The organism is Paenibacillus sp. 19GGS1-52 (assembly GCF_022369515.1).
Classification (GTDB): domain Bacteria; phylum Bacillota; class Bacilli; order Paenibacillales; family Paenibacillaceae; genus Paenibacillus_AQ.
Genome location: NZ_CP059724.1, coordinates 6216157 through 6236417 on the forward strand (window position 1 = coordinate 6216157; position 20261 = coordinate 6236417).

Annotated in this window: 16 protein-coding genes; 9 read left to right on the forward strand and 7 right to left on the reverse strand. The window is 47.6% G+C overall.

Going from position 1 to position 20261, the window contains the following annotated elements; translation table 11 throughout:
• The first annotated feature begins 4 nt into the window (after positions 1–4).
• The 4 genes from H1230_RS28665 to H1230_RS28680 all read left to right on the forward strand — a co-directional run bounded on the left by H1230_RS28665 (position 5) and on the right by H1230_RS28680 (position 5773).
• Positions 5–1711: a GMC family oxidoreductase N-terminal domain-containing protein gene (locus tag H1230_RS28665; protein WP_239717619.1), complete on the forward strand. Its 1707-nt coding sequence runs from the start codon at positions 5–7 to the stop codon at positions 1709–1711.
• Between the two features lie 225 nt (positions 1712–1936).
• Positions 1937–3454 carry a spore germination protein gene (locus H1230_RS28670; protein ID WP_239713175.1) on the forward strand — a complete coding sequence of 506 codons (1518 nt, stop codon included), beginning with the start codon at positions 1937–1939 and terminating at the stop codon, positions 3452–3454.
• 9 nt (positions 3455–3463) lie between these two features.
• Complete coding sequence (locus H1230_RS28675) at positions 3464–4642, forward strand: Ger(x)C family spore germination protein (RefSeq protein WP_239713176.1); 1179 nt, start codon at positions 3464–3466, stop codon at positions 4640–4642.
• A 27-nt stretch (positions 4643–4669) separates the two neighbouring features.
• Positions 4670–5773, forward strand: a complete 1104-nt coding sequence (locus H1230_RS28680) for a GerAB/ArcD/ProY family transporter (RefSeq protein ID WP_239713177.1) — start codon at positions 4670–4672, stop codon at positions 5771–5773.
• Here the strand turns inward: H1230_RS28680 and H1230_RS28685 are convergent.
• From H1230_RS28685 to H1230_RS28715, 7 genes are read right to left on the reverse strand one after another with little or no spacing between them, the layout of a single operon-like run.
• Positions 5770–6597, reverse strand: coding sequence for an MBL fold metallo-hydrolase (locus tag H1230_RS28685; protein WP_239713178.1), 828 nt, complete (start codon positions 6595–6597; stop codon positions 5770–5772). The genes H1230_RS28680 and H1230_RS28685 overlap by 4 nt on opposite strands.
• A gap of 29 nt (positions 6598–6626) precedes the next feature.
• Positions 6627–7913 carry an MFS transporter gene (locus H1230_RS28690; RefSeq protein ID WP_239713179.1) on the reverse strand — a complete coding sequence of 429 codons (1287 nt, stop codon included), beginning with the start codon at positions 7911–7913 and terminating at the stop codon, positions 6627–6629.
• Between the two features lie 18 nt (positions 7914–7931).
• Positions 7932–8810: an SMP-30/gluconolactonase/LRE family protein gene (locus H1230_RS28695; protein WP_239713180.1), complete on the reverse strand. Its 879-nt coding sequence runs from the start codon at positions 8808–8810 to the stop codon at positions 7932–7934.
• Positions 8811–8828: 18 nt separating this feature from the next.
• Positions 8829–9929, reverse strand: a complete 1101-nt coding sequence (locus H1230_RS28700; RefSeq protein ID WP_239713181.1) for an alanine racemase — start codon at positions 9927–9929, stop codon at positions 8829–8831.
• A gap of 20 nt (positions 9930–9949) precedes the next feature.
• Positions 9950–10702 (reverse strand): SDR family NAD(P)-dependent oxidoreductase, encoded by a 753-nt coding sequence (locus H1230_RS28705; RefSeq protein ID WP_239713182.1) that lies wholly within the window; start codon positions 10700–10702, stop codon positions 9950–9952.
• Between the two features lie 26 nt (positions 10703–10728).
• Positions 10729–11103 (reverse strand): Rid family detoxifying hydrolase, encoded by a 375-nt coding sequence (locus H1230_RS28710; RefSeq protein WP_239713183.1) that lies wholly within the window; start codon positions 11101–11103, stop codon positions 10729–10731.
• 41 nt (positions 11104–11144) lie between these two features.
• Positions 11145–13025, reverse strand: coding sequence for a beta-N-acetylhexosaminidase (locus H1230_RS28715; RefSeq protein ID WP_239713184.1), 1881 nt, complete (start codon positions 13023–13025; stop codon positions 11145–11147).
• Between the two features lie 195 nt (positions 13026–13220).
• On the opposite strand from H1230_RS28715, the gene H1230_RS28720 reads away from it, so the two are divergent.
• The 5 genes from H1230_RS28720 (at position 13221) to H1230_RS28740 (ending at position 20166) form a co-directional block, all read left to right on the forward strand.
• Positions 13221–14627: an extracellular solute-binding protein gene (locus H1230_RS28720; RefSeq protein WP_239713185.1), complete on the forward strand. Its 1407-nt coding sequence runs from the start codon at positions 13221–13223 to the stop codon at positions 14625–14627.
• A gap of 179 nt (positions 14628–14806) precedes the next feature.
• A complete protein-coding gene (locus H1230_RS28725; protein WP_239713186.1) occupies positions 14807–16537 on the forward strand; it encodes a polysaccharide deacetylase family protein in 1731 nt (576 codons plus the stop codon).
• On the forward strand, positions 16515–17453 hold the full coding sequence (locus H1230_RS28730) for an ABC transporter permease (protein WP_239717621.1): 939 nt from the start codon (positions 16515–16517) through the stop codon (positions 17451–17453). The genes H1230_RS28725 and H1230_RS28730 overlap by 23 nt, the downstream gene beginning before the upstream one ends.
• 126 nt (positions 17454–17579) lie before the next feature.
• Positions 17580–18449, forward strand: coding sequence for a carbohydrate ABC transporter permease (locus H1230_RS28735; RefSeq protein WP_239713187.1), 870 nt, complete (start codon positions 17580–17582; stop codon positions 18447–18449).
• 91 nt (positions 18450–18540) lie between these two features.
• Positions 18541–20166: an extracellular solute-binding protein gene (locus H1230_RS28740; protein WP_239713188.1), complete on the forward strand. Its 1626-nt coding sequence runs from the start codon at positions 18541–18543 to the stop codon at positions 20164–20166.
• The last annotated feature ends 95 nt before the right edge of the window (positions 20167–20261 follow it).

The following is a 20261-nucleotide window of genomic DNA, read 5'->3' on the forward strand; positions in this document are numbered from 1 at the left end:
GTGTATGTTCGATGCTGACGTAATCGTCATCGGGTCCGGCGGCGGTGGCGCTGTTGCGGCCAAGGAACTCGGAGAAGCAGGATTGAAGGTACTGGTACTGGAAGCCGGACCTTGGTACGGCAACAAACAATGGCAGAATCCGAATCGTGAGCGTGGCGGGGAATGGAGCTCCGATTATAACGATTTGGATGTGGGGATCTACAAGAAGATCTACAATGCGTATGAGAACAACATGAACGATGGGGTGTCCGGCGTTTTCCGCTTTGGGCCTGCCGATCGCCGCCGTACGCCTTGGCACCGGGTCATGCGCCAGAAGGGTGACATCTGGCAGGTATCCGGAGTAGGAGGAACGACCCAACATTATTGGACGCAGTCGCCACGCGCTTTTCCCGTTGCGATCGACAATATTTGGCCGATCAGCTACCGGGAGCTGATCCCCTATTATGAGAAAGCCGAAGCCACGCTGCCCGTTCAGTTCTCGCCTACAACGCCCAAAGAAGAACTTTTTTATTACGGTGCTCAGAAAGCAGGTTGGCAGCTGAATCCAACACTTAATGTCACAACTCCGGGTTATCGTCCCAATCCGAATGCCATCCTACCTACTAACGAACATCTGATGGATCCCCAATACTCGTTAGAGCAGCTATCCAATATGGAAGGATGTACCTTGAAGGGCAATTGCGTCAACGGATGCTCCGTCGGTCCTTCGGTGGACAAAATTGCCAAACGGAGTACCTTAGTCAGCTACGTTCCACTCGCTCTCAAAACTGGAAATGTCGCGATTCGCCCCAATTCCTTTGTGATCAAAATCTTAACGGCGCAAGATCCCAAAGAAGGACTTCGCGCGACAGGCGTACAGTTTCGGGATACGTGGACGGGAGAAATCGGTGAGTTAACAGCCAGAACAGTCGTCATGGCCGCCGGCTGCATCGAATCGCCACGCCTGTGGCTGAACTCGGGGTTACCCCATAATGAATGGGTGGGGAGAGGTCTGACCAATCATTGCTTCGACTGGGTTGCGGGCGTTTTCGCTGAAAAGGATCTTATGAGTATTATGGGCATGCCGTCTGTCTATCCATATGTAGGTCATACTTCAGGAGCCAGAGTCGATATTCCCGGAATCGGAATCTTCCAAGTCTCTTGCCTAAGCCCAGGTTTAATGTCCTATTTGACCTACGGTTTCAGCGAAGCGGGATATGACGCCCTTAACCCGCCCGAACCGGGGGCGCCGTGGAATATTCGCGGACGGGTCGTCGGTCCTCAGCTGAAAGAGCTGATGAGGAATTATACCCGAACGATGAGCATGCTGCTTCTTACGGATGACGAAACACTCTACCGCAACAGGGTAGAGGTCGATCCACTCCTGAAAGATGAGAACGGTCCGATTCCGGTCATTTATTATACCCCTAGCCCCAAGACGCTGCAAAGGCGCGATCAACTGGCCAGATATGCTTCTCAAACGCTGCAGCAAGCCGGTGCCAAACAGATTATTCGTTCGGATACACCCTTCAGCTTCATGCTCCATCTTGAAAGCACGATGCGCATGGGGTATGTCACTGATACAAACTGCGAGGCTCTTCAAGTTAAACGATTGTTCATTGCCGACAACAGCGTTCACTTTAACGGAATCGGCGGTCCGAATCCGACGCTGACGACGCAGGCGCTGGCCACTCGAACGGCAGAGAAAATCGCCACCAAGTATTTTGCTTAACTGCCCGTCGAGACAGCATAATATAGGATTGATCCTGATAAAGCGACTATAAATAAGAAGACGATGGCCTTTCCCACAACTCTCATGCTACACTCTCTTTTCGCAATCATGTGTTTTGTTATGCAAGAAGTATGCTCGGCGTCCATAAAAATATACCCTTTGACCCACCTCTCTCCGAATAATCCAATAGTGGATGGGAAAGGTTAAATTGGAAAGGGGTGGCGTATGAAATCGAAAAAAGGAGTATCGGGGCCATTTGAAAAAAAACTGAAGGAACTTAATTATACAATCGAATCGAAGATTGGCGACAATTTGGATGACAACGAATTAACTATCAAGCAATTGTTCGCCAATTGTTCCGATCTTGTCGTGCGTAGGCTGCATGTATTTGGCTCAATCCCTGGCATGGCGGTTTATCTCGAAGTCTTGGTCGATAATCAGCTTTGGGACGTCGGTTTCTTGGAGCCTTTGATGCTGCATGAACCTGTTTCCATTGATAGCCCTCTTAAGCTCTATGAACAGCTGAAGTATAAGTTAGCTTCTATCGTACAGCCCCGTATCGCCATGAATATGAATGAAATTGTGCAACGCATCGTCAGAGGAGAAGTCGTCTTATTCGTTGAATCCTTCACGGAAGCATTCTCCTTTGGACTCAAAGACAAGCTGCATCGCCAGCTGGAGGAACCGGCTTCTGAGGCGGTCATTCGGGGACCGCGATATGGATTTATCGAGAAGCTCGACATCAATCTTGCCCTCATTCGCCATCGAATCCGGACACCCCTACTGAAGACGGAAAAGCTCTACGTAGGAGGACTTTCCCAGACTGACGTGGCGATTGTCTACATTGAGCGTATCGCCCCACAGAGCATAGTCGAAGAGGTGAAGAAACGATTATCTAGCATCGATATGGATAGTGTACTGGAATCCGGCTATATCGAGGAATTGATCAGCGACCATCCCAATTCGCCCTTTCCCGTCATGCAGTCGACCCAACGGCCGGATTTGGTTTCGGGTTCCCTGGTGGAAGGTAAAGTAGTGCTTCTCGTAGACGGTTCGCCGATGGTTCTCATTCTGCCCATTACGTTCTGGTTCGGGTTTCAGACGGCCGAGGACTATTATATGAACTTCATATTCGCTACGATGCTGCGCTGGCTGAGATATCTATTCGCTTTTTTTGCGCTTGCGCTCCCTTCCTTATATATTGCGGTTACGACCTTCCATCAGGAAATGATTCCGACAAGTTTGGCCTTGAGCCTTGCAGCGGCGCGGGAAGTCGTGCCATTTCCGGCAATCGTGGAGGCTTTGATCATGGAAACTACCTTTGAAGCGCTCCGCGAGGCAGGAGTCCGTCTTCCCCGTCCCGTCGGCCAGACCATTAGTATCGTGGGTGCGCTTGTCATCGGACAGGCTGCCGTTCAGGCAGGCATTATTTCCGCTCCCCAAATCATCATCGTATCCATTACGGGAATCGCCTCTTTTCTCATTCCCAACCCTGGCATGAGCCAGGCAATTAGCCTTATAAGGTTTCCGCTTATGCTGTTCGCGGCAACTTTTGGCTTATACGGCGTTGTAGTCGCCTTAATTGCCGTCTTGATCCATCTGGTGAATCTGGAATCCTTTGGCGTCCCCTACATGACGCCGATCGCACCGTTTAGCTTCTCGGGATTGACGGATTCATTGTTCCGAGCCCCCTGGCGGATGCTGTTAAAGCGTCAGCATCATACAAAGCAACGACTGGAGTGAGCAAAGAAAATGACCAGAGCTTTAATGGCCTGTAAATGCTTGGCTATTCTCGTCTTTCTTGGGTTGATAACCGGCTGCTGGGACCGCAAAGAAATGGACGATCTTGCTTTGATCATGGCCAGCGGATTCGATATTACGGATGATGGACAGATCGAAGTTACCTTGCAGATCGCTCTTCCTACGGGAATTCCGAGCGCCGTGCAGACCGGGGGGAGCGGCAAAAAATCAGTCGTCGTTCTCTCAGCCAAAGGCAGTAGCGCGTCGGAAGCTGCGGGGCGATTGCAGCAACAATTGTCTCGGATCCTCTATTTCGGACATAGGGGAGTCATCGTGTTCGGAGAAGAATACGCTCGACATGGCCTAAATCAGGTACTGGATGCGTTTAGCCGGTTACCCGAGAGCCGCTACAATGGTTACGTGGTGACGTCTTATGGCAGCACAGCCAAAGAAATTTTGAACCAACCCTATCAGCTAGAGCTCATTCCGAGTATCGGCATCAACAAAATGCAATCAAGCAAAATGGGATTCTCCGTCAAAATCGACCAATTTCTAGATGCCTTGTCCTCGCAAGGAAGATCGCCGGTTACCTCCGCCATTAGGATCCTTCATAAAGACAGCGATAAGGAAACGTTCTCGATTGACCGAGCTGCCGTTTACCTGGGTAACAAATTATCCGGATTTCTGGAACCCGATGAATTGAAACTATTGCGTTGGTGGATAGGGGAAACCCAGCAGGTGAAGTTCACTATACAATTGGAACCGGAAGAAGCAGATTACAAGGGGACATTAGGTGTCGAATTACTACAAAGCGGCATAAAGATACGGACTGCTGTGAAGAATCCAATTCCCGAAGTATGGGTCTCATTCCATGCTTTGGTTCGAGCGATCGATAATGATACGAAACTAGACCTGAGCAGTAGCAATATTATGAAACGAGTAGAAACACAATTGTCGAAACAAATTCAAACCGAAATCGAGAGCATGTTAGTACATGTACAAAAAAATTTGAAATCGGATATCTTCGGCATTGGAGAGGAAATTCATATTGAGCATCCTTATGCTTGGAAAAAAATAAGAAGTAAATGGACCGACATTTATCCCCTCGTTCCCGTGACCGTCGATGTTAACATCGACATCGAACGAACGGGCAAAACGCAAACACCCGTGCATATAAAAAAAACGGATTGACCATCAACCGGAGGAGGGCTGTTCACGATGAAGATGAAATTGACGGGTATACAGGTTTTCTGGATGATCATGATCATGGACTTGGGTATGACATTGGTCATGACGCTCACTCCAAGCCTGCAGGCCGCGAAACAGGACGCGTGGCTTTCTATTATCGTTGCTGGATGCATCGCGTTGCTGGTCGCGTTGCTGGCAACACAGGCTGCACACCTCTACCCCGGACAGACTTTAATCGAATACAGTCAGAAGATTCTCGGCACGTGGCTCGGCAAAGCTGTGATTGTAATTTATTTGGTTCAATGGTATACGATCATCCCGATTGTTCTCCGCCAATTCTCCGATTTAGTCCAAATCAAGCTGCTTCAAGGGACGCCCAAAGAGGCGATCCTACTCCTGATGGTCTTGTTGATCGTCTACGCGACTCATGGAGGGATCGAAGGCATCGGCCGCTGCAGCGAGTTTCTGGGGCCGATCATACTGTTCATGGTCTGTCTTGCCCTGGTCGCGAGCACCAACAACATTCACTGGAAAAATATCCTCCCAGTCTATGCGGACAGCGGAATGATGGGAATAATGGGCGGTGCGCTGGCTCCAGCCTCTTACCTCGGCCATTCCGTCGAATATCTCATGTTCGCATCATTTATGAGTCAGCCGCGCAAAGGAGCACCTTACGCATTCGGGGCGGTCATGACCGCGACTTTCTTTGTAGTGATAACCACGATGATGGTCATCTTCACTATAGGAGTTAATCTTACTCCTTCGATGTGGTACCCTTTTTTCGAAATGACTCAAAAAATCTCATTGTTCGGTTTTATCGATAATTTCGACGCGGTTCCAGTCGTGATATGGATCGCCAGCGTGTTCATCAAATTGTCCGTGTATCTCTTCATTGCAAGCTATGGAACCGCGCAATTCTTGCACGTCCGCAACTGGAGGAGCATGCTCTGGTTCATTGCCCCAGTTATTTTTGTATTTGCGTTAATCCCCCAAAATGTTACGGAGGCAACAACGCATTATTTAAATCATTACTGGGTGCCATTTGTGCTGCCTGTTAATATGATCATTCTGCCCTTGCTTTTGGTTATCGTTGGAAAATGGAGACAGCCAAACAGATCAACTCCGGCATCTTAAATATGCAGGGTCAGCCCATCATAAGCTGTAATGAAACCCAACCTCGCAGCGTGCGGAGCAAGGTCATCATGTATCACTTTTCCATTATGAGAGAAATGATTAATCACAAACTGGGTCTGTTGATCCACACATCCCTGTCTGAGCATTTTCTCTTTGATTTCTATAATATTAGGAAGTCCCAAATGCCCGTGTTCCCAAGGCGTTAATCCAAATGTACAATCCAAACTCACCAAATTAAAAAAGGTTTGCTCCAGATAATCAGCAGTTTGTGGCGGAAACATACCTGTATCATGCCCATAGAGCAGCCTCTTCCCATCCTTCTCTATGCAATAGATGTAACAGTCTTCATTGGGCATGTGGTCGGCCAGTAGCGGAGTTATCGTATACGCTCCTATAGTAAAGGGTACAAAGAGTTTCACCTGTACAGGCGTAATATAATCCTCAATATGATCTATACCACTTCCATCCATGGCCTGCTGCAGCATGCTACTGATTGTGCTGTTGCCATATACGCAAATGTTGGGCACCTCCCCAAAATAGGCATAAGGCTCAGCTTTCAAGATCATATCCGCCGGATAGAAATGATCTTCATGAGAATGAGTAATCAGGATATGCCCAATCGCTGAGAAATCGAGATTATATTGCAACGTATGATAGTAGGTGTCCGGTGGCATATCAATGAGTAGGCAGTCATCAATTATACTTTGTGAGCGAGACCGGATATTCTTGCCCCCATATTTTCTGGCCTTCTCACAGGCTGCACACTTGCAAAAGAGAGCAGGCCATCCATCAGCAGCGGCAGTGCCTAAATATTGTATTTTCATAAGAATCCTCCTTCTATGGGCTATTCCCATCAACTTTGTTTAGTGAAATTCCGCCACTTATTACTGGAGATCATACAGATCACTGCCCCTACTGTGGCCATAATACACCACGATGATCGGGTAATCCCCCAACCGAATTGCTGAGCGATTGCACCGACCCCATAACTCGAAATAGCACTTCCCAAATAGGTTGTCGAATTCAGCATCCCTGAGATCGTGGACACTCTTCTGCTTTCACTAAAATATAAGGGGACCAAACTGACTAGCATTGAGTTTACACCGAGCATCGCTGAGGTGACTATTCCGAGCATAATCAGTGAAATCAGCAAATTGTCCTGCCCATAAATGATCAACATCAGCAGAGCCAGTACTGTTACAACAAAAAGAAAGGCTGCAGTGACTAATTCATTCATAAATATTTTTCTATTGAAATAATTAGATATATAGACACCAGCAAGATTAATAATGGGCAGAACCATGGTTAACCTTATTGCAAGACTCGAACTCGTGTTAAACCCTTCTGCAAGGTAGGTTGGCAGCCACGTCATAATCCCATCCTTCAAAATGCCATGAAGCATCGCCCCGATGGAAATCATCAGTAACCCTGAGGCCAGAAATACGGTGTGAAACGACGTCTTATGAACAAGAGTGTTTCTCCCGACTGCTGATTGGAAATCATCTTCCTCTGCGAACCCATCGCTCTCCGCCTTATATTCGAGCTTTGATATGACTACATACCATATAACTGCTACGGGAAACATAAGGATAGCAGCCAGGATAAATACCATCCGCCAGTTAGAATATTCAATGAGCATTGAACACATAAAGTAGGTTAATAAAGTTCCCGCGGGTACGGTAGTGGAGAGGTTAACAAAAGCTTTAAAGCACTCCTTGCGGGGCAATCGATCGGAGATCAGTCTGGCAATAGGAGACCAGGTTAAGGACTGCATAAGTCCGTTCAGGGACCATAACACAATCATAGCTTCATAGGATGAACTGACCCCCATGGCTAAATTTAATATGGAGGATGTTGATACACCTATAAAAACGAGTTGCTTCGGTGCTACCTTATCACCTAGAATTCCGCTGATAAACTGGCCGATCCCATAGGCAAAGAAAAATACTGCTCCCACTAAGCCTAGCTCGGACTTAGTGAAATTCCCGGCGATAATCATCTCGCCCATACTTGCAGAGAAATTTAACCGACCTACATAAGTCGAGACGTAAGTAACCCAACTAATGAAGAACAACATTCTTATGCTTCTAGCATCAGCAAGCTTTTTAGGATTGTAGGCGGCAACCATAGCGTTCTCCATTCCATCGCCCGTCATTAACTATAATTTGTAGACATGCGCAGGCATTCCACTTACACCGGGAGTATATCTGAATATGCCGCCTGCAAGCGGCTCTCTCAGCAACTGCTCCTCACTGAGGTTAACTCTTGCTGATGTAATATAAAGCTCCTCCCACTGATCTCCTCCGAAACAGCATGAAGTCACCTGAGAGACAGGCAGCAAGACCCTCTCCAGACACTCACCTAGGACGGGGTTCCAGCGGCTGACACAACTTCCTCCCCAATGAGCCACCCACAGCATTCCCTCTCTATCCATAGTCATCCCATCAGGGAAACCTTGCCCGGGCGGGATATGAAAAGCTGTACGGCGGTTCTCGATATTTCCGCTGTGGACATCATAATCGAAATGATCTACGCGGCCGGTTACGGTATCAATATAATACATGGATGTTGCTTCTGCATTCCAGGCTAGGCCATTGGAGCAACCGACCTCTGTAAGCATCCTGAGGACCTTTCCCTCTCTGTCCAAACGGTAAAGAGCACCGAGAAGATCATCACCTTCTATTGGCATGGTCCCGGCCCAGAAGCGTCCAGCCGGATCACACTTCCCATCATTAAAACGGTTCTCTGGCCGGTCCGATTCAGGATCGGCAATAAACTCGAGCTCCTCACTCTCCAAATCCAAGAAGTAGAGACCGTTCTGCAGAGCACAAATCAGTCGCCCATCCTCCGCAGGCACAATAACACCAATTCGGTCGCCGACCTGAATCACCCGACTTACTCCCGTACCGGGAGTGAACAGATGAATACATAGTCCCTCGATATCTACCCACACAATCTGCTTGCTGTCCGGCAGCCACAGTGGGCCTTCACCCAGCAGCGCCAGTTCCTCCACCAGCAATTCCGGTTGATTAGCCAAGCATAAGTCCCCTCTCTCTTACTTTACTTTCCCTCTTGCCGCAATCGGCCATATTTCCTGAACCAGATCATCCTGTACAATGTTTAATTCATCCAACATATTAACTACAGCACAGCAATGAACGGGAATGATCTCCAGCTTGTCTCCAACCTTGAGCCCCTGTTCCGAAGGCGGCAATACCAGTACCCCATGTTCTTCGTTGAACCAGGATACGTTAATCTCTGGGTGTCCAATGACGTAACCACGTCCTGTTCCTAAGACGGAGTCTTCTCCGTCCATCGTGAACACTTTGGTTCCTCCATCGATGACCGCCCGATCGGGAGCAGGCCGGCTGATCACGGTTGCCAGGACGCTCAAAGCACATTGCTCTATCTCAAGCGCCCCAGCTTGGACCTGTGTTAAATCTCCGAAAACATAAGTGCCGGGGCGAATTTCTGTGACCCCCTGCATCAATGAAGCGAAACGGCTCACCGGGGTCGATCCCCCGCTGACCGTTTCAATAGGAAACCCGCAGCCACGCAAGGTATCTGCCGAAGAGGACGCGACCGCAGCTTCATGTACCGCGATGCTCTTCCGTTCCTCATCCGTTTGTGCATCATAAGAATGACCGGCGAACTCCAGCACTCCGGTCACCACAATCCCTTGGAGCGGGGCAAGAGCACCAGCCAGCCGTTCCAGGCTTTCTCCCGGCTGTACTCCCACTCTGCCATAGCCGGGATCAATCTCGATCCATATATTAATCACCATGCCCGCTTTCAAAGCAGCTTCCGATATGGCTGAGGCCACTTCATAGCTATCGCATGCCACGGTGAGCTTCACACGTTTAGCAAGCTGGACTAACCGTTCCAGCTTGGATTGGCCGACAATAGGATACGCAATTACAATATTGTTAATCCCACCGTCCGCCATCACCTCGGCTTCTCCAAGCTTGGCCACAGTTACACCTACTGCCCCAGCCTCTACTTGCAGGCGGGCAATTTGTGGAGTTTTATGTGTTTTGACATGCGGACGCAGTGTAATTCCGGCCTCGTCCGCAATGGCTTGGTAACGGTTGATATTAGCAAGCAATTTCGTACGATCAACAATAATACAAGGTGTGTCCAATTCGTATTTATTCACAGCTTTTCTCCTCTCCTTCCTCAGAATGCCAGCTGTCCGCCGTCCACGACAATACATTCACCATGAATGAAAGCTGCATCGTCCGAAGCAAGAAAGGCGAATACTCCGGAGATGTCTTTCGGTTCACCAACACGGCCTAGTGGAATATGGCTGTGGATATAATTACTAACGAACTCAGGGTCGTCAATCGCCTCTGACATCGGTGTCTGAATGTAACCCGGACATACGGCATTCACTCGAATTCCCGCAGCTCCCAATTCTACCGCCATCGTCTTGGTCAGCAGAATAATCCCACCCTTCGAAGCATTGTAATGCGCATATTTGGCTTCACCAACTAGACCATTCGTGGAGGACATATTAATAATGACACCCTTGCCCCGCTCTTTCATCCGGCGAGAGACACGCTGTGCGACATAGAACATACCGCTCAGATTGACATCAATCATTCTCCGCCAATTGTCATCCCTGATATCTAGGAAAGACTCTTCCCAAGCAACACCAGCATTATTGGCAAGAATATCAATGACGCCACGCTCCTGAACGATACGCTCAACAACATCTTCTACCTGATCAGGCTGAGAGACATCAAGCACTTGGTACGAAACAGAATAGCCTAATGCTTTGAATTGTTCCTCCGTCTTGAGCAGCAGCGATTCCTGAATATCCGCTAGGACGACATGCGCGCCTTCTGCCGCGAAGCGCTCGGCAATCGCAAGTCCGATACCCTGGCCTGCACCTGTCACAAGCGCTGTATGATTTACAAATCGTTTCATTAAAAACCTCCACCTTCCCGTTACCGTTACTCCGCCTTGTATGCAATAGCGTCAATTTCGACCTTAATTCCGTCCAAGCCGGCTTCCACACAAGTGCGCGCTGGGAAAGGCGTCTTGAAGTAGGTTCGATAAACCGCATTAAACCGCTCGAAGTCAGCAAGGCTGGCTAAATAGACACTTACTTTAACGATATCATCCATCGTGTAGCCACCCGCTTCTACAATCGCTTGTATATTATCCAGCGTCAGCTTCGTTTCATCTTCAATGTTGCCACTCCTGATGCTTCCCTCTATATCCAGTGGCCCTTGCCCCGAAACAAACAGCATATTTCCAGCAGCGATTCCTTGGGAATACGGACCACTTCCGACAGATGCCCCTTTTGTACTAATCGCTTTTCTCATGGCTTTTCTCTCCTAACCGTTGATTAATATTAATAATCCGTTTACTGTGAAATCCGGCTTGGCGTCGGCATATGTTTATATAAATAACAATCGACGAGGCCTTCCTGGCCCTGATGCAAAAGCCGCTTCTCTTCGAGTTCCTCCAAACGGTCGACAGTACCCGCAAGATAAGCGGATATCCGCGCAATAGCAGTGTTCAGACTCATAAACAGGCCACCATAACGCAAATCGATAATATCCCAACCAAACGCCTTGTTCACCACATGCCAGCGTTCCAAATGATATGAACGGAGCCGCTCAACCCTTGCCCGAATTTCCGGAAGCAACTCCCGCACAATAACCTCAAGTTCCTGCTTATTTCCGCTTAGGTAAGCGTCCGTAATTCGAATGCCCGCGTCTGCCTTCAGAGCAAGCACACTACACAGCCGTTCGAGCACTTCAAACACAAAGCCGTACTTGCCGTTACGAGTAGCATACAGGGCCATCTGCTCCTGAAGACTTGTATAATGTCCGGCCATATCCAGTCCACGTAAATTCTCATCGAACAAACCCATCATTACATTCTGCCAGAGCATATAACGAGAAGGGTTATACGTCTCGTGATTGCCTAGCTTGATTCCCGGCGGTTCATCTACGTTCTTGATTGCCATGAAGTCTTCCATTCTGGCTCCGGTGCAATAATAAAAACGTCGACTTAACTTGGCTTCATCGAAATCTTTAGCATATCCATGTTCAGCGAACAGCTGGAGACCGAGCAGCGCAGAGAACCAATCACACTCTGTTCCATCATCTCCCCACAGGGTGGCGATCACCTCTGTTACCCCTTCACGTTTGCACACATTCAGCGCTGCATGGGTTGAATCAAAGGTAGCTCCGTAATTCAGCACATACCCCTTCCAGTTCCAGATGCCTCCAGCGAAAATCGGCGTCGATCCAAATCGTTTATGCCGGCGAATCCATTCCGTATAGAAATCCTCGTCATAATGGTAATAATCCCAATAAACAAATTGGACGTTATCGGGCATCCCTTCAATAACCTCGTCGGAGATGATACAATCCTTATCATAATAGTCCCCCTTAACCGAACCGGCACGGAAATACATGTCACTCCACATCATAGGGACCAATCCCAGCCGTTCAACAATCTCCATAACCTTGTTCAGATGAACATTCATAATGTCAAATTTGGAATGCAGCCCGTTCTGAACCAGATACTCGCCAAGACCCAGTTTCCAGGCCTCGTCCATTCCGATATGAATACGCTTGGAGCGAACCGAATCCGATGCAGCAAGAAGCATCTGCTCAATAAATTCATAAGTACCTTCATGGCCGACCAGCAGGGTCTCATGATCATCGCGGATATCAGCAAATGCATTCCACTTCAACACATCCGCCAAATGGCTGAGCGTTTGAATACATGGAATCATTTCGATGCCGAATTGATAGGCATAATCATCCATCTCCTTGATCTCATCCTGTGTATACCGTCCTCTCATATACCCGAAGTACGGCTGCTCCTTTAAATCAAAGCTATCCTCGGTATACAGCATGATCATATCAAGACCCATTAGTGCCATTCGCCGTAAAAAATCTTTTACCGATTCGCTGCGAATGACCGCCCCTCCCTGAGAGACATCAAACATCGGTCCGTTCATTTCAAATTGCGGCTCTTCCTCAATGTGGAATATACTTTCGCTCCGCAGGGCTTCCACAAGCAAACCAAGAGCCCGGAAGAAATGAATTTTTCTATTAAAATAAATGCGTAGGCCGTTCCTATCGGCTTGAACGATAATCCGCGAGTCTGCATGGCGAATGACTTCTACTACACGGCCTTCACTTGTGAGCTCAATACCTGCTTCAGTGGCCAACTCCTCCAACCCTTCAGCTAATCCGTCCAAATCACCGGCAAACCATAATTTCAATTTAGAAACCTCCTTTTTCTATATACTGAAAATTAATTTTGCTCATTGAATACAAAATAATATAGCACCCAAAACTTAAGGATGTCAACGCATAAACAGGCATTATTGTTCCAAACCTGTACCAAATACCGCAGACATAATATAATATGACTATCTAGACAACATTTTTTGTCCACTGAAATTGGAGGGGTATGGTTGATTAATAAAGAATTCCGATATATTGAACTGGCAGGAATTTTACGAATGGAGATTCTGTCCGGCTTTTTGAAGCCCGGTCAATTTCTTCTGCCCGAGAAAGAGCTCTGTCAGGTATACAGCATCAGCAGAAACTCATTGCGTCAAGCCTTGGATTTATTAACAAATGAAGGGATTCTTATTAAAATGGTCGGCCGGGGCACGATGGTAGCCAAAGACCTGGACATCACGAAACATGAAACTAATGTTCTCAATATCATCTGTCCTCAGCATTCCTCATACGTTATAAAGGCCCTTCCCATCTTAATCGAGATGTTTAAGGAACATTATCCCAATGTTGAGTTTCGGCAGTTCCAAACAGAGTTGCGCAATGAACAGCTGTTAAAGGATTTATCCGGTTTCGGAATCCGCGCCGACCTTGTCATTATGAGTGATAATGATATGCAGCGAGTCCCGCTGGATGAGTTTCTGCCGTTGGAGGACATCATGCCAGAGCAGGACTTTAACAATGATCATTTGGTGAATGTATTCCGCCATCGAGAACGGTTGTACGCCGTGCCCCTCACTTACTCCCCGATCTTCCTGGCCTGCAACCCAAAGCTGTTTGCGGATAATGGTTTGGAAATGCCGACAAAGGATTGGAGCTGGGAGCAGTTCGCCGAAGCAGCAAAGCGTATGACCCGAGACTCTAATGGGGACGGATTAAATGATATATATGGTTTAGGGTTATCCTCATCCTTGTACCGCTGGCCTGTGCTGGCCAGAAAGCATAGCTACTTGATGAAACAGGAAGCCTCTGGCCAGCTAAATACGGATGGACTCGCGGAATTCCTCGAATTTATTAGGAATTTGATTTATAAAGACGAAATTTCCCCGAACATCGCTATGAATGATTGGGAGTTGCTAGCTCAGCTGTTTGATGAGGGGCGTTTAGGGATGTTCCTGACTACGACACTCACCACAAGTATGCGCAACGAGAACTTTCCGGTAACCGTTATTCCGCTGCCCAAGAGTCCACTAGCAGTTAAGGGCAACCTCACGATTGCGAACGGGATGATGATTCCGCAGACTAGTGGTAATCCAAATTTAGCTAAGCTGTTTGTACAATTTTCGATGCGATTGGACTTTCAGGTGCGCATGGCTAGAGAAGCCAAATTCCTCTCCATCTACCCTCAAGTGAACGAAGAAGTATGGACAGAATTGGAACTTAGAGCACTGGGTCTGAACGAAGATAACCCGGAGCAGCTTTTCTTTATGAATGAAATCCTGCCTGATTCGACAGTAGAAGTTATTTCCCAAGAGATGGTTAAATTCTGGGCAGGCTTTGAGACGCCCGTTGAATTGACTGCAAGATTGAGAGATATATTCATAACGAGTGATATCGTTTCCAAAGAAACCGCGAAGTAACAATGCGGTTTCTTTTTTTATTTAAATGTAAATTTAATTAACATTGATTATTGACTTTTAGCAATATTATCGTGATATAATGGAACCTGTACTAAACCTATACCATTAGATTCCTTTATTATGTTATATTATCTATCACATGAATTGCAGTTGTTGTAATCGCGAAGGAGTGACCTCAGATGAACATTAGCAAATTAGCAATTGTAAATGAGCGGTCCGTTCGCTTGCGAAGATGGCAGTATGGCGTTAATGCATTCGAAGGGTATACAGCGGAGATCCTGCAGCAGCTTCGAATTCCCTTCCATAGCTTTGAGTCGCTGGATGAAGCCTTGGCTTATCGACCAGACCTGCTAATCGCCGCCATTTGCGAAGAAAGTGCAGAGAACGGCAGGAAGTTGAAATCCTATGCAGAGAATGGAGGCACGGTTATTTCTTATGCGGGGTTAAACGGTCTGGCTAAGGAGCTGGGATATCATGAAGAACGCCCTCTCGGGGTAGGATATGCGTCACTTCCAGAGTTCAGCGATACCCCGTTGCGATCTCTGTCAGCCAAGCCTTGGAGCCCACACACCGGAGGTCAGCCCAACTTGAAACAGACGGGGCTTCTGCATAAGGATAGCCCGGCGGGAGTTGAGTGTGGGCCTGCCCTGCTATCCATCCCCGTCGGCAAAGGATCGATTGAGCGCTGGTCAGTGAATATCCCCGCTTCAATCGTTGCCCTACAGCAGGGAACAGGACCTGTCTACGATGATGGTTCAGCAGCACCGGATGGAACGATTCCCATAAGAGAAGACATTCTAAAAGCGGATGACCGCTGTGCCATGGACTGGGAATATGACCGTCTGCAAACCCCGACGGGCATGAGCTACTATGCTTATCCCTATGCGGATTGGTGGCGACAAGTGCTGATCGGGCATCTGATCTCCATCAGTGCCGCCAAAGGCACCTCCCTTCCGTTCCTTGATTATTGGCCTGATGGGATTCCAGCCGTATTGGCCATCTCCCATGATAGCGACTTGAATATAGACGTGCACGCCGAGACAACACTGAGATTACTCCGGCAAGAAGGCATCCGAACTACTTGGTGCATGCTGGAGCCCGGTTATTCACCGCATTATTACGAAGAAGTGAAAGCCGATGGCCACGAGATTGCGCTTCATTACAATGCCTTGGAAATAGACGGCGGAATTTGGGGGGAGGAAGCCTTCTATAAGCAGAGTCAGTGGTTGAAGCGCTCCGCTCAGCTTCGAACAATTCCTTCCAATAAGAACCACTATACCTGCTTCGAGGGTTGGGGAGATTTATTCCACTGGTGCGAACGCAATGGGATTGAAGCGGATCAGACCAGGGGCCCGAGTAAAAAAGGAAACATTGGCCTGATTTTTGGTACCTGTCATCCCTACTTTCCGATCAGCGATTTCACCGAAGGCAACCGTTTCTATGATGTACTGGAGATCGGCTTCCTCAGCCAAGACTTGAACCATCCAGATTTGTATGATTCCAGTGTTGTCGATCCGTTTCTGAATACCATCCAAGCAGCCGAAGGAGTTGCACACTTTCTCTTTCATCAAGCCCATATTCACAATTATGAATCGGTCAGACAGGCAGTACATGAAGTAGTGGATGGAGCCAAGAAACGCGGCTTCGCATTATGGACGATCAGCGAGATAAACAACTGGGAGCGAGCGCGTCGGAACTTGTGGATCGTCGGTATTGATGATGCCGGATATCCCCTTCTAGAAGGAGCCGCATTACCGCAGCCAACGGCAGTTTATGTACCTGTGACCGTCAACGGTCCATCAGACGATGGAATCTATGAGCGCAAATTCGGAGTTAAATGCAGAAAATATATAGTGGGCGAGAGGGGGATTGAAATTGCCGAAGAAAATGACCGCAGTCAGCCGGTTTAATTCAGAACATTCCACCAAGTCGTTGCGAACGAAGCTTTGGAGTGAGCGGTATATTTTCCTGTTGCTCCTGCCCGGATTAATTTATTTTTTAACATTCAAAATCATCCCCATCTTCGGTAATGTGATTGCCTTCCAGGAGTTCAACCCCTTTAAGGGAATATGGGCAAGCGATTGGGTAGGATTCGCCAATTTCAGACGAATATTTGAAGACAGTGAAGTGCTTCGGGTGCTGCGCAATACATTATATATTTCCTTTATGCAGATCGTATTTGTCTTTCCGGCTCCGATTCTCCTGGCCATCCTGCTGAATGAGGTAGCTAATGAGAAAGTCAAAAAATTCATTCAATCTATCGTCTATTTACCCCACTTTTTTTCCTGGGTCGTTATTATCAGTATCTCCATGATCTTTCTGAAGCCCGAAGGCATTATCAATCAGGTGCTGCAAAGCTTCGGCTATGACTGGGTTTCGTTCATGACCAAACCACATCTATTCGTCCCGATTGTCATTGTAGAGCTCATATGGAAGGAAACAGGCTGGTCAACAATTATTTTCTTGGCTGCACTTGCTTCAATTAATAATGAGCTTCTGGAGGCGGCCGTCATGGATGGGGCTAACCGCTGGAAAAGAATCTGGAGCATCATCATCCCCTCGATCAGCGGAACCATTATCATTTTGATCATATTGCGATTGGGTACAGTACTTGATTCCGGCTTCGAGCAAATCTTCCTGATGCTTAACCCCTTCAATAAAGAGATTGGAAATGTACTTGATACCTTCGTCTACGAGAAAGGGATCAAGCAGAGCGATTACAGCTTCAGTACTGCGGTAGGTCTGTTCAAGGGCGTTGTCGGACTCGTCTTAGTCTTGGGGGCTAATCGCATAGCCAAGAGATTCGGCCATGACGGATTATTTTAAAATATAAGAATTTATATGCTCCACGCAATAATTTATCCTTATATTTCTCGAAGAAACGGGTGCCGTCCATATAAATGACGAAGCCGTTTCATCTTGACATCAACGCTGTGGAAGGGAGTGTCAACTATGCATTATAAGACAAGGTCTGACAAATGGTTTGACGTGATTAATTATATTTTTCTGGGCTTAGTAGGACTATGTATGATCTTTCCCCTTTTGTATATTTTCTCAGTCTCCTTCTCTACTATGGAAGATTTTGTGCAGAGGGATATTATTTTATGGCCTTCCAATTGGGACCTTGGCGCTTACAAGTATATCTTTGCTACGAAAACTTTTGGCCGAGCAATGCTCGTCAGCATTTGCCTTACCGCAGTGGTTACCTTCTTCAATCTGTGCATGACAAGCACGATGGCTTACGCCATCATACACCGCTTCACCGGTTCCAAACTGGTCCTCCGTATGGTTGTATTCACACTGTTATTCTCCCCTGGTCTGATCCCAAGCTATTTGATGGTACGCAACCTAGGACTAATCAATACGTACTGGGCGTTAATTCTTCCAGGAGCGATCAGCACCTTCAACCTCATTGTCATCCGTCAATTTTTCCAGGGCCTGCCTAAGGAACTTTTCGAAGCAGCCAATATTGACGGGGCTAATGAATTGCAGATTTTCTGGCGAATCGCCTTGCCTTTATCCAAACCGGCATTAGCCGCCTTCACCTTATTCTATGCTGTGGATGCCTGGAACGCTTACTTCAATGTCATCTTGTATATGAATGACACGACAAAATGGACCATTCAGGTCGTGCTTCGGCAGTTGGTCATCGTCTCTCCACCAGACAACAATTTGTTATCCAGCCTGCTGCGGGATCCGCCTCCGTCGCAAACCATTCAAATGGCGGCTGTGTTGATAGCTACACTACCTATACTGGTGATTTATCCATTTCTACAAAAGCATTTTGCTAAAGGGGTGATGCTCGGATCAGTGAAAGGATAGGAAGTTGACGGGACGGCAGATGGATTGAACTGCAAGGCCATGCGTGGGGTTAAACACCCGATAGACACTTAAATACGGAGGGGATCTACTAATGAAAAATCTACAAAAGATGATATTTCGTTCACTTACTCTGATTCTTGTATTGACTACGGCAGCATGTTCCTCAGGCAATAATTCGGAGAGTTCCCCTTCTAGCAATACTAACGCCACTGCCGTACCGGCAGGAGACTCCGCGAAATCTAACGAGAAGTACACCATCTCGATGATGGACATGACCTATGGTAAGATCCCGCCGAGTGATGGAGCCGCTGTGCAGCAAATCAATGAGAAGTTTAATATTGATTACAAACCGACAATTGTGCCTTATGACGGATATCTTGAGAAGATGTCTACTACTATTGCCGGGGGTGACATGCCTGACATTCTCGGAATCGAGGAATATGTAGCTGCCGGTTCCCTGCAAAAGTGGGCGGATCAAGGCGCATTCCTGAAGCTGAACGATTATATCACCAAATATCCGACTCTTGCTTTAATCCCCCCTGAAATCTGGGCCGCAGTAACTAATAAGGATGGAACCATCTGGGGCATTCCCCGCTATTATCCTAACACTCCGACTCAGAGCTGGGCGATTCGCCAGGACTGGCTGGATAACCTCAAATTAAAGGTACCTACCAGCTATGAAGAACTGGCTGCCGTTGCCCTGGCCTTCACCAACGACGACCCGGATCAGAACGGTAAAGATGATACGTATGGGTTGGTCATGAATCCAGGAGGTCATCCGAACTATGGAATGGGTGCCTATTGGGATATAGATACCTGGTACCACAAGGATGCAGACGGCAACTTGATTCCAGGTTATATCGGCGAAGGCCGCAAGGAAAGTGTAGCTCTGTTTGCTGATCTGTATAAGCAAGGGGCGATTACCAAGGGTTTCGGCGCCAACGCAAGTATTGAGGTCGGACAGGCCGATTTCTATAACAACAAAGCCGGTATCTACGTGGCCGGAATTCGTGGAATGGACGCCAATCTGGCCAACTCCTTGCTTTCCGTTGCCCCTACTGCCAAATTATCTGCAATCCCGCCATTTAAAGCGCCGGATGGTACACAGGGTTTCACCGCACAACGTGGATACTACCGGATTACCGTTCTGAATGGTAAGCTAGCCGGTGATGAAGGCAAGATCGACCGTATCCTTTCCTTGATAGACTTCGGGCGCACCTTTGTTCCGATAGATGAACAAAATCCTGATAATGAAATTTTTGATTTCCGCTCCGGTAAAGTCGGCACAGGCTATACCAATGAGAATGGGGTGAACACCTTTACCGAGCCGGATCTAGGCTTGATGCCATCCACCTACCTTCCTGACTCCGTTATGTGGGCTCCAAGTGTGCTCGATAACAAATATGCAGACACCCAAACCAACCCGCTTTTAAAGCCCATTGTCAAGGAACTCGAACAACAATACGTCGACTATGAACAGTATGTAGACCCAAGTTATTTCGGCTACTCCGCAACTCTTAACAGCGGTAAAGGTTCGGATGCGGTGAATAAAGTAATCGACACGCAAGTGAAAATGATGATGGGGGAAACACCGCTCTCAGACTGGGATAATATGGTCAATAAATTTCTGAGCAGTGGCGGCTCCGACATTATTAATGAAATGAACGAAAGCCTGAAAGGCAAAGAAATGATTGGCTATAAAAATATGAGCAAATAATCAAGGCGGAATCTTCTATTTCGCTGCCGCTTTAATGGACCGACAACCCAAGGCCCTTTGTAGGCCTTGGGTTGTTCTTATTCCTTTAAGACAAG

Excerpts from the sequence above, each read along its gene's own strand:
- H1230_RS28665 (WP_239717619.1), top strand. The coding sequence starts at position 5 with ATGTTCGATGCTGACGTAATCGTCATCGGGTCCGGCGGCGGTGGCGCT.
- H1230_RS28670 (WP_239713175.1), top strand. The coding sequence starts at position 1,937 with ATGAAATCGAAAAAAGGAGTATCGGGGCCATTTGAAAAAAAACTGAAG.
- H1230_RS28675 (WP_239713176.1), top strand. The coding sequence starts at position 3,464 with ATGACCAGAGCTTTAATGGCCTGTAAATGCTTGGCTATTCTCGTCTTT.
- H1230_RS28680 (WP_239713177.1), top strand. The coding sequence starts at position 4,670 with ATGAAGATGAAATTGACGGGTATACAGGTTTTCTGGATGATCATGATC.
- H1230_RS28685 (WP_239713178.1), bottom strand. The coding sequence starts at position 6,597 with ATGAAAATACAATATTTAGGCACTGCCGCTGCTGATGGATGGCCTGCT.
- H1230_RS28690 (WP_239713179.1), bottom strand. The coding sequence starts at position 7,913 with ATGGAGAACGCTATGGTTGCCGCCTACAATCCTAAAAAGCTTGCTGAT.
- H1230_RS28705 (WP_239713182.1), bottom strand. The coding sequence starts at position 10,702 with ATGAAACGATTTGTAAATCATACAGCGCTTGTGACAGGTGCAGGCCAG.
- H1230_RS28710 (WP_239713183.1), bottom strand. The coding sequence starts at position 11,103 with ATGAGAAAAGCGATTAGTACAAAAGGGGCATCTGTCGGAAGTGGTCCG.
- H1230_RS28725 (WP_239713186.1), top strand. The coding sequence starts at position 14,807 with ATGAACATTAGCAAATTAGCAATTGTAAATGAGCGGTCCGTTCGCTTG.
- H1230_RS28730 (WP_239717621.1), top strand. The coding sequence starts at position 16,515 with ATGACCGCAGTCAGCCGGTTTAATTCAGAACATTCCACCAAGTCGTTG.
- H1230_RS28735 (WP_239713187.1), top strand. The coding sequence starts at position 17,580 with ATGCATTATAAGACAAGGTCTGACAAATGGTTTGACGTGATTAATTAT.
- H1230_RS28740 (WP_239713188.1), top strand. The coding sequence starts at position 18,541 with ATGAAAAATCTACAAAAGATGATATTTCGTTCACTTACTCTGATTCTT.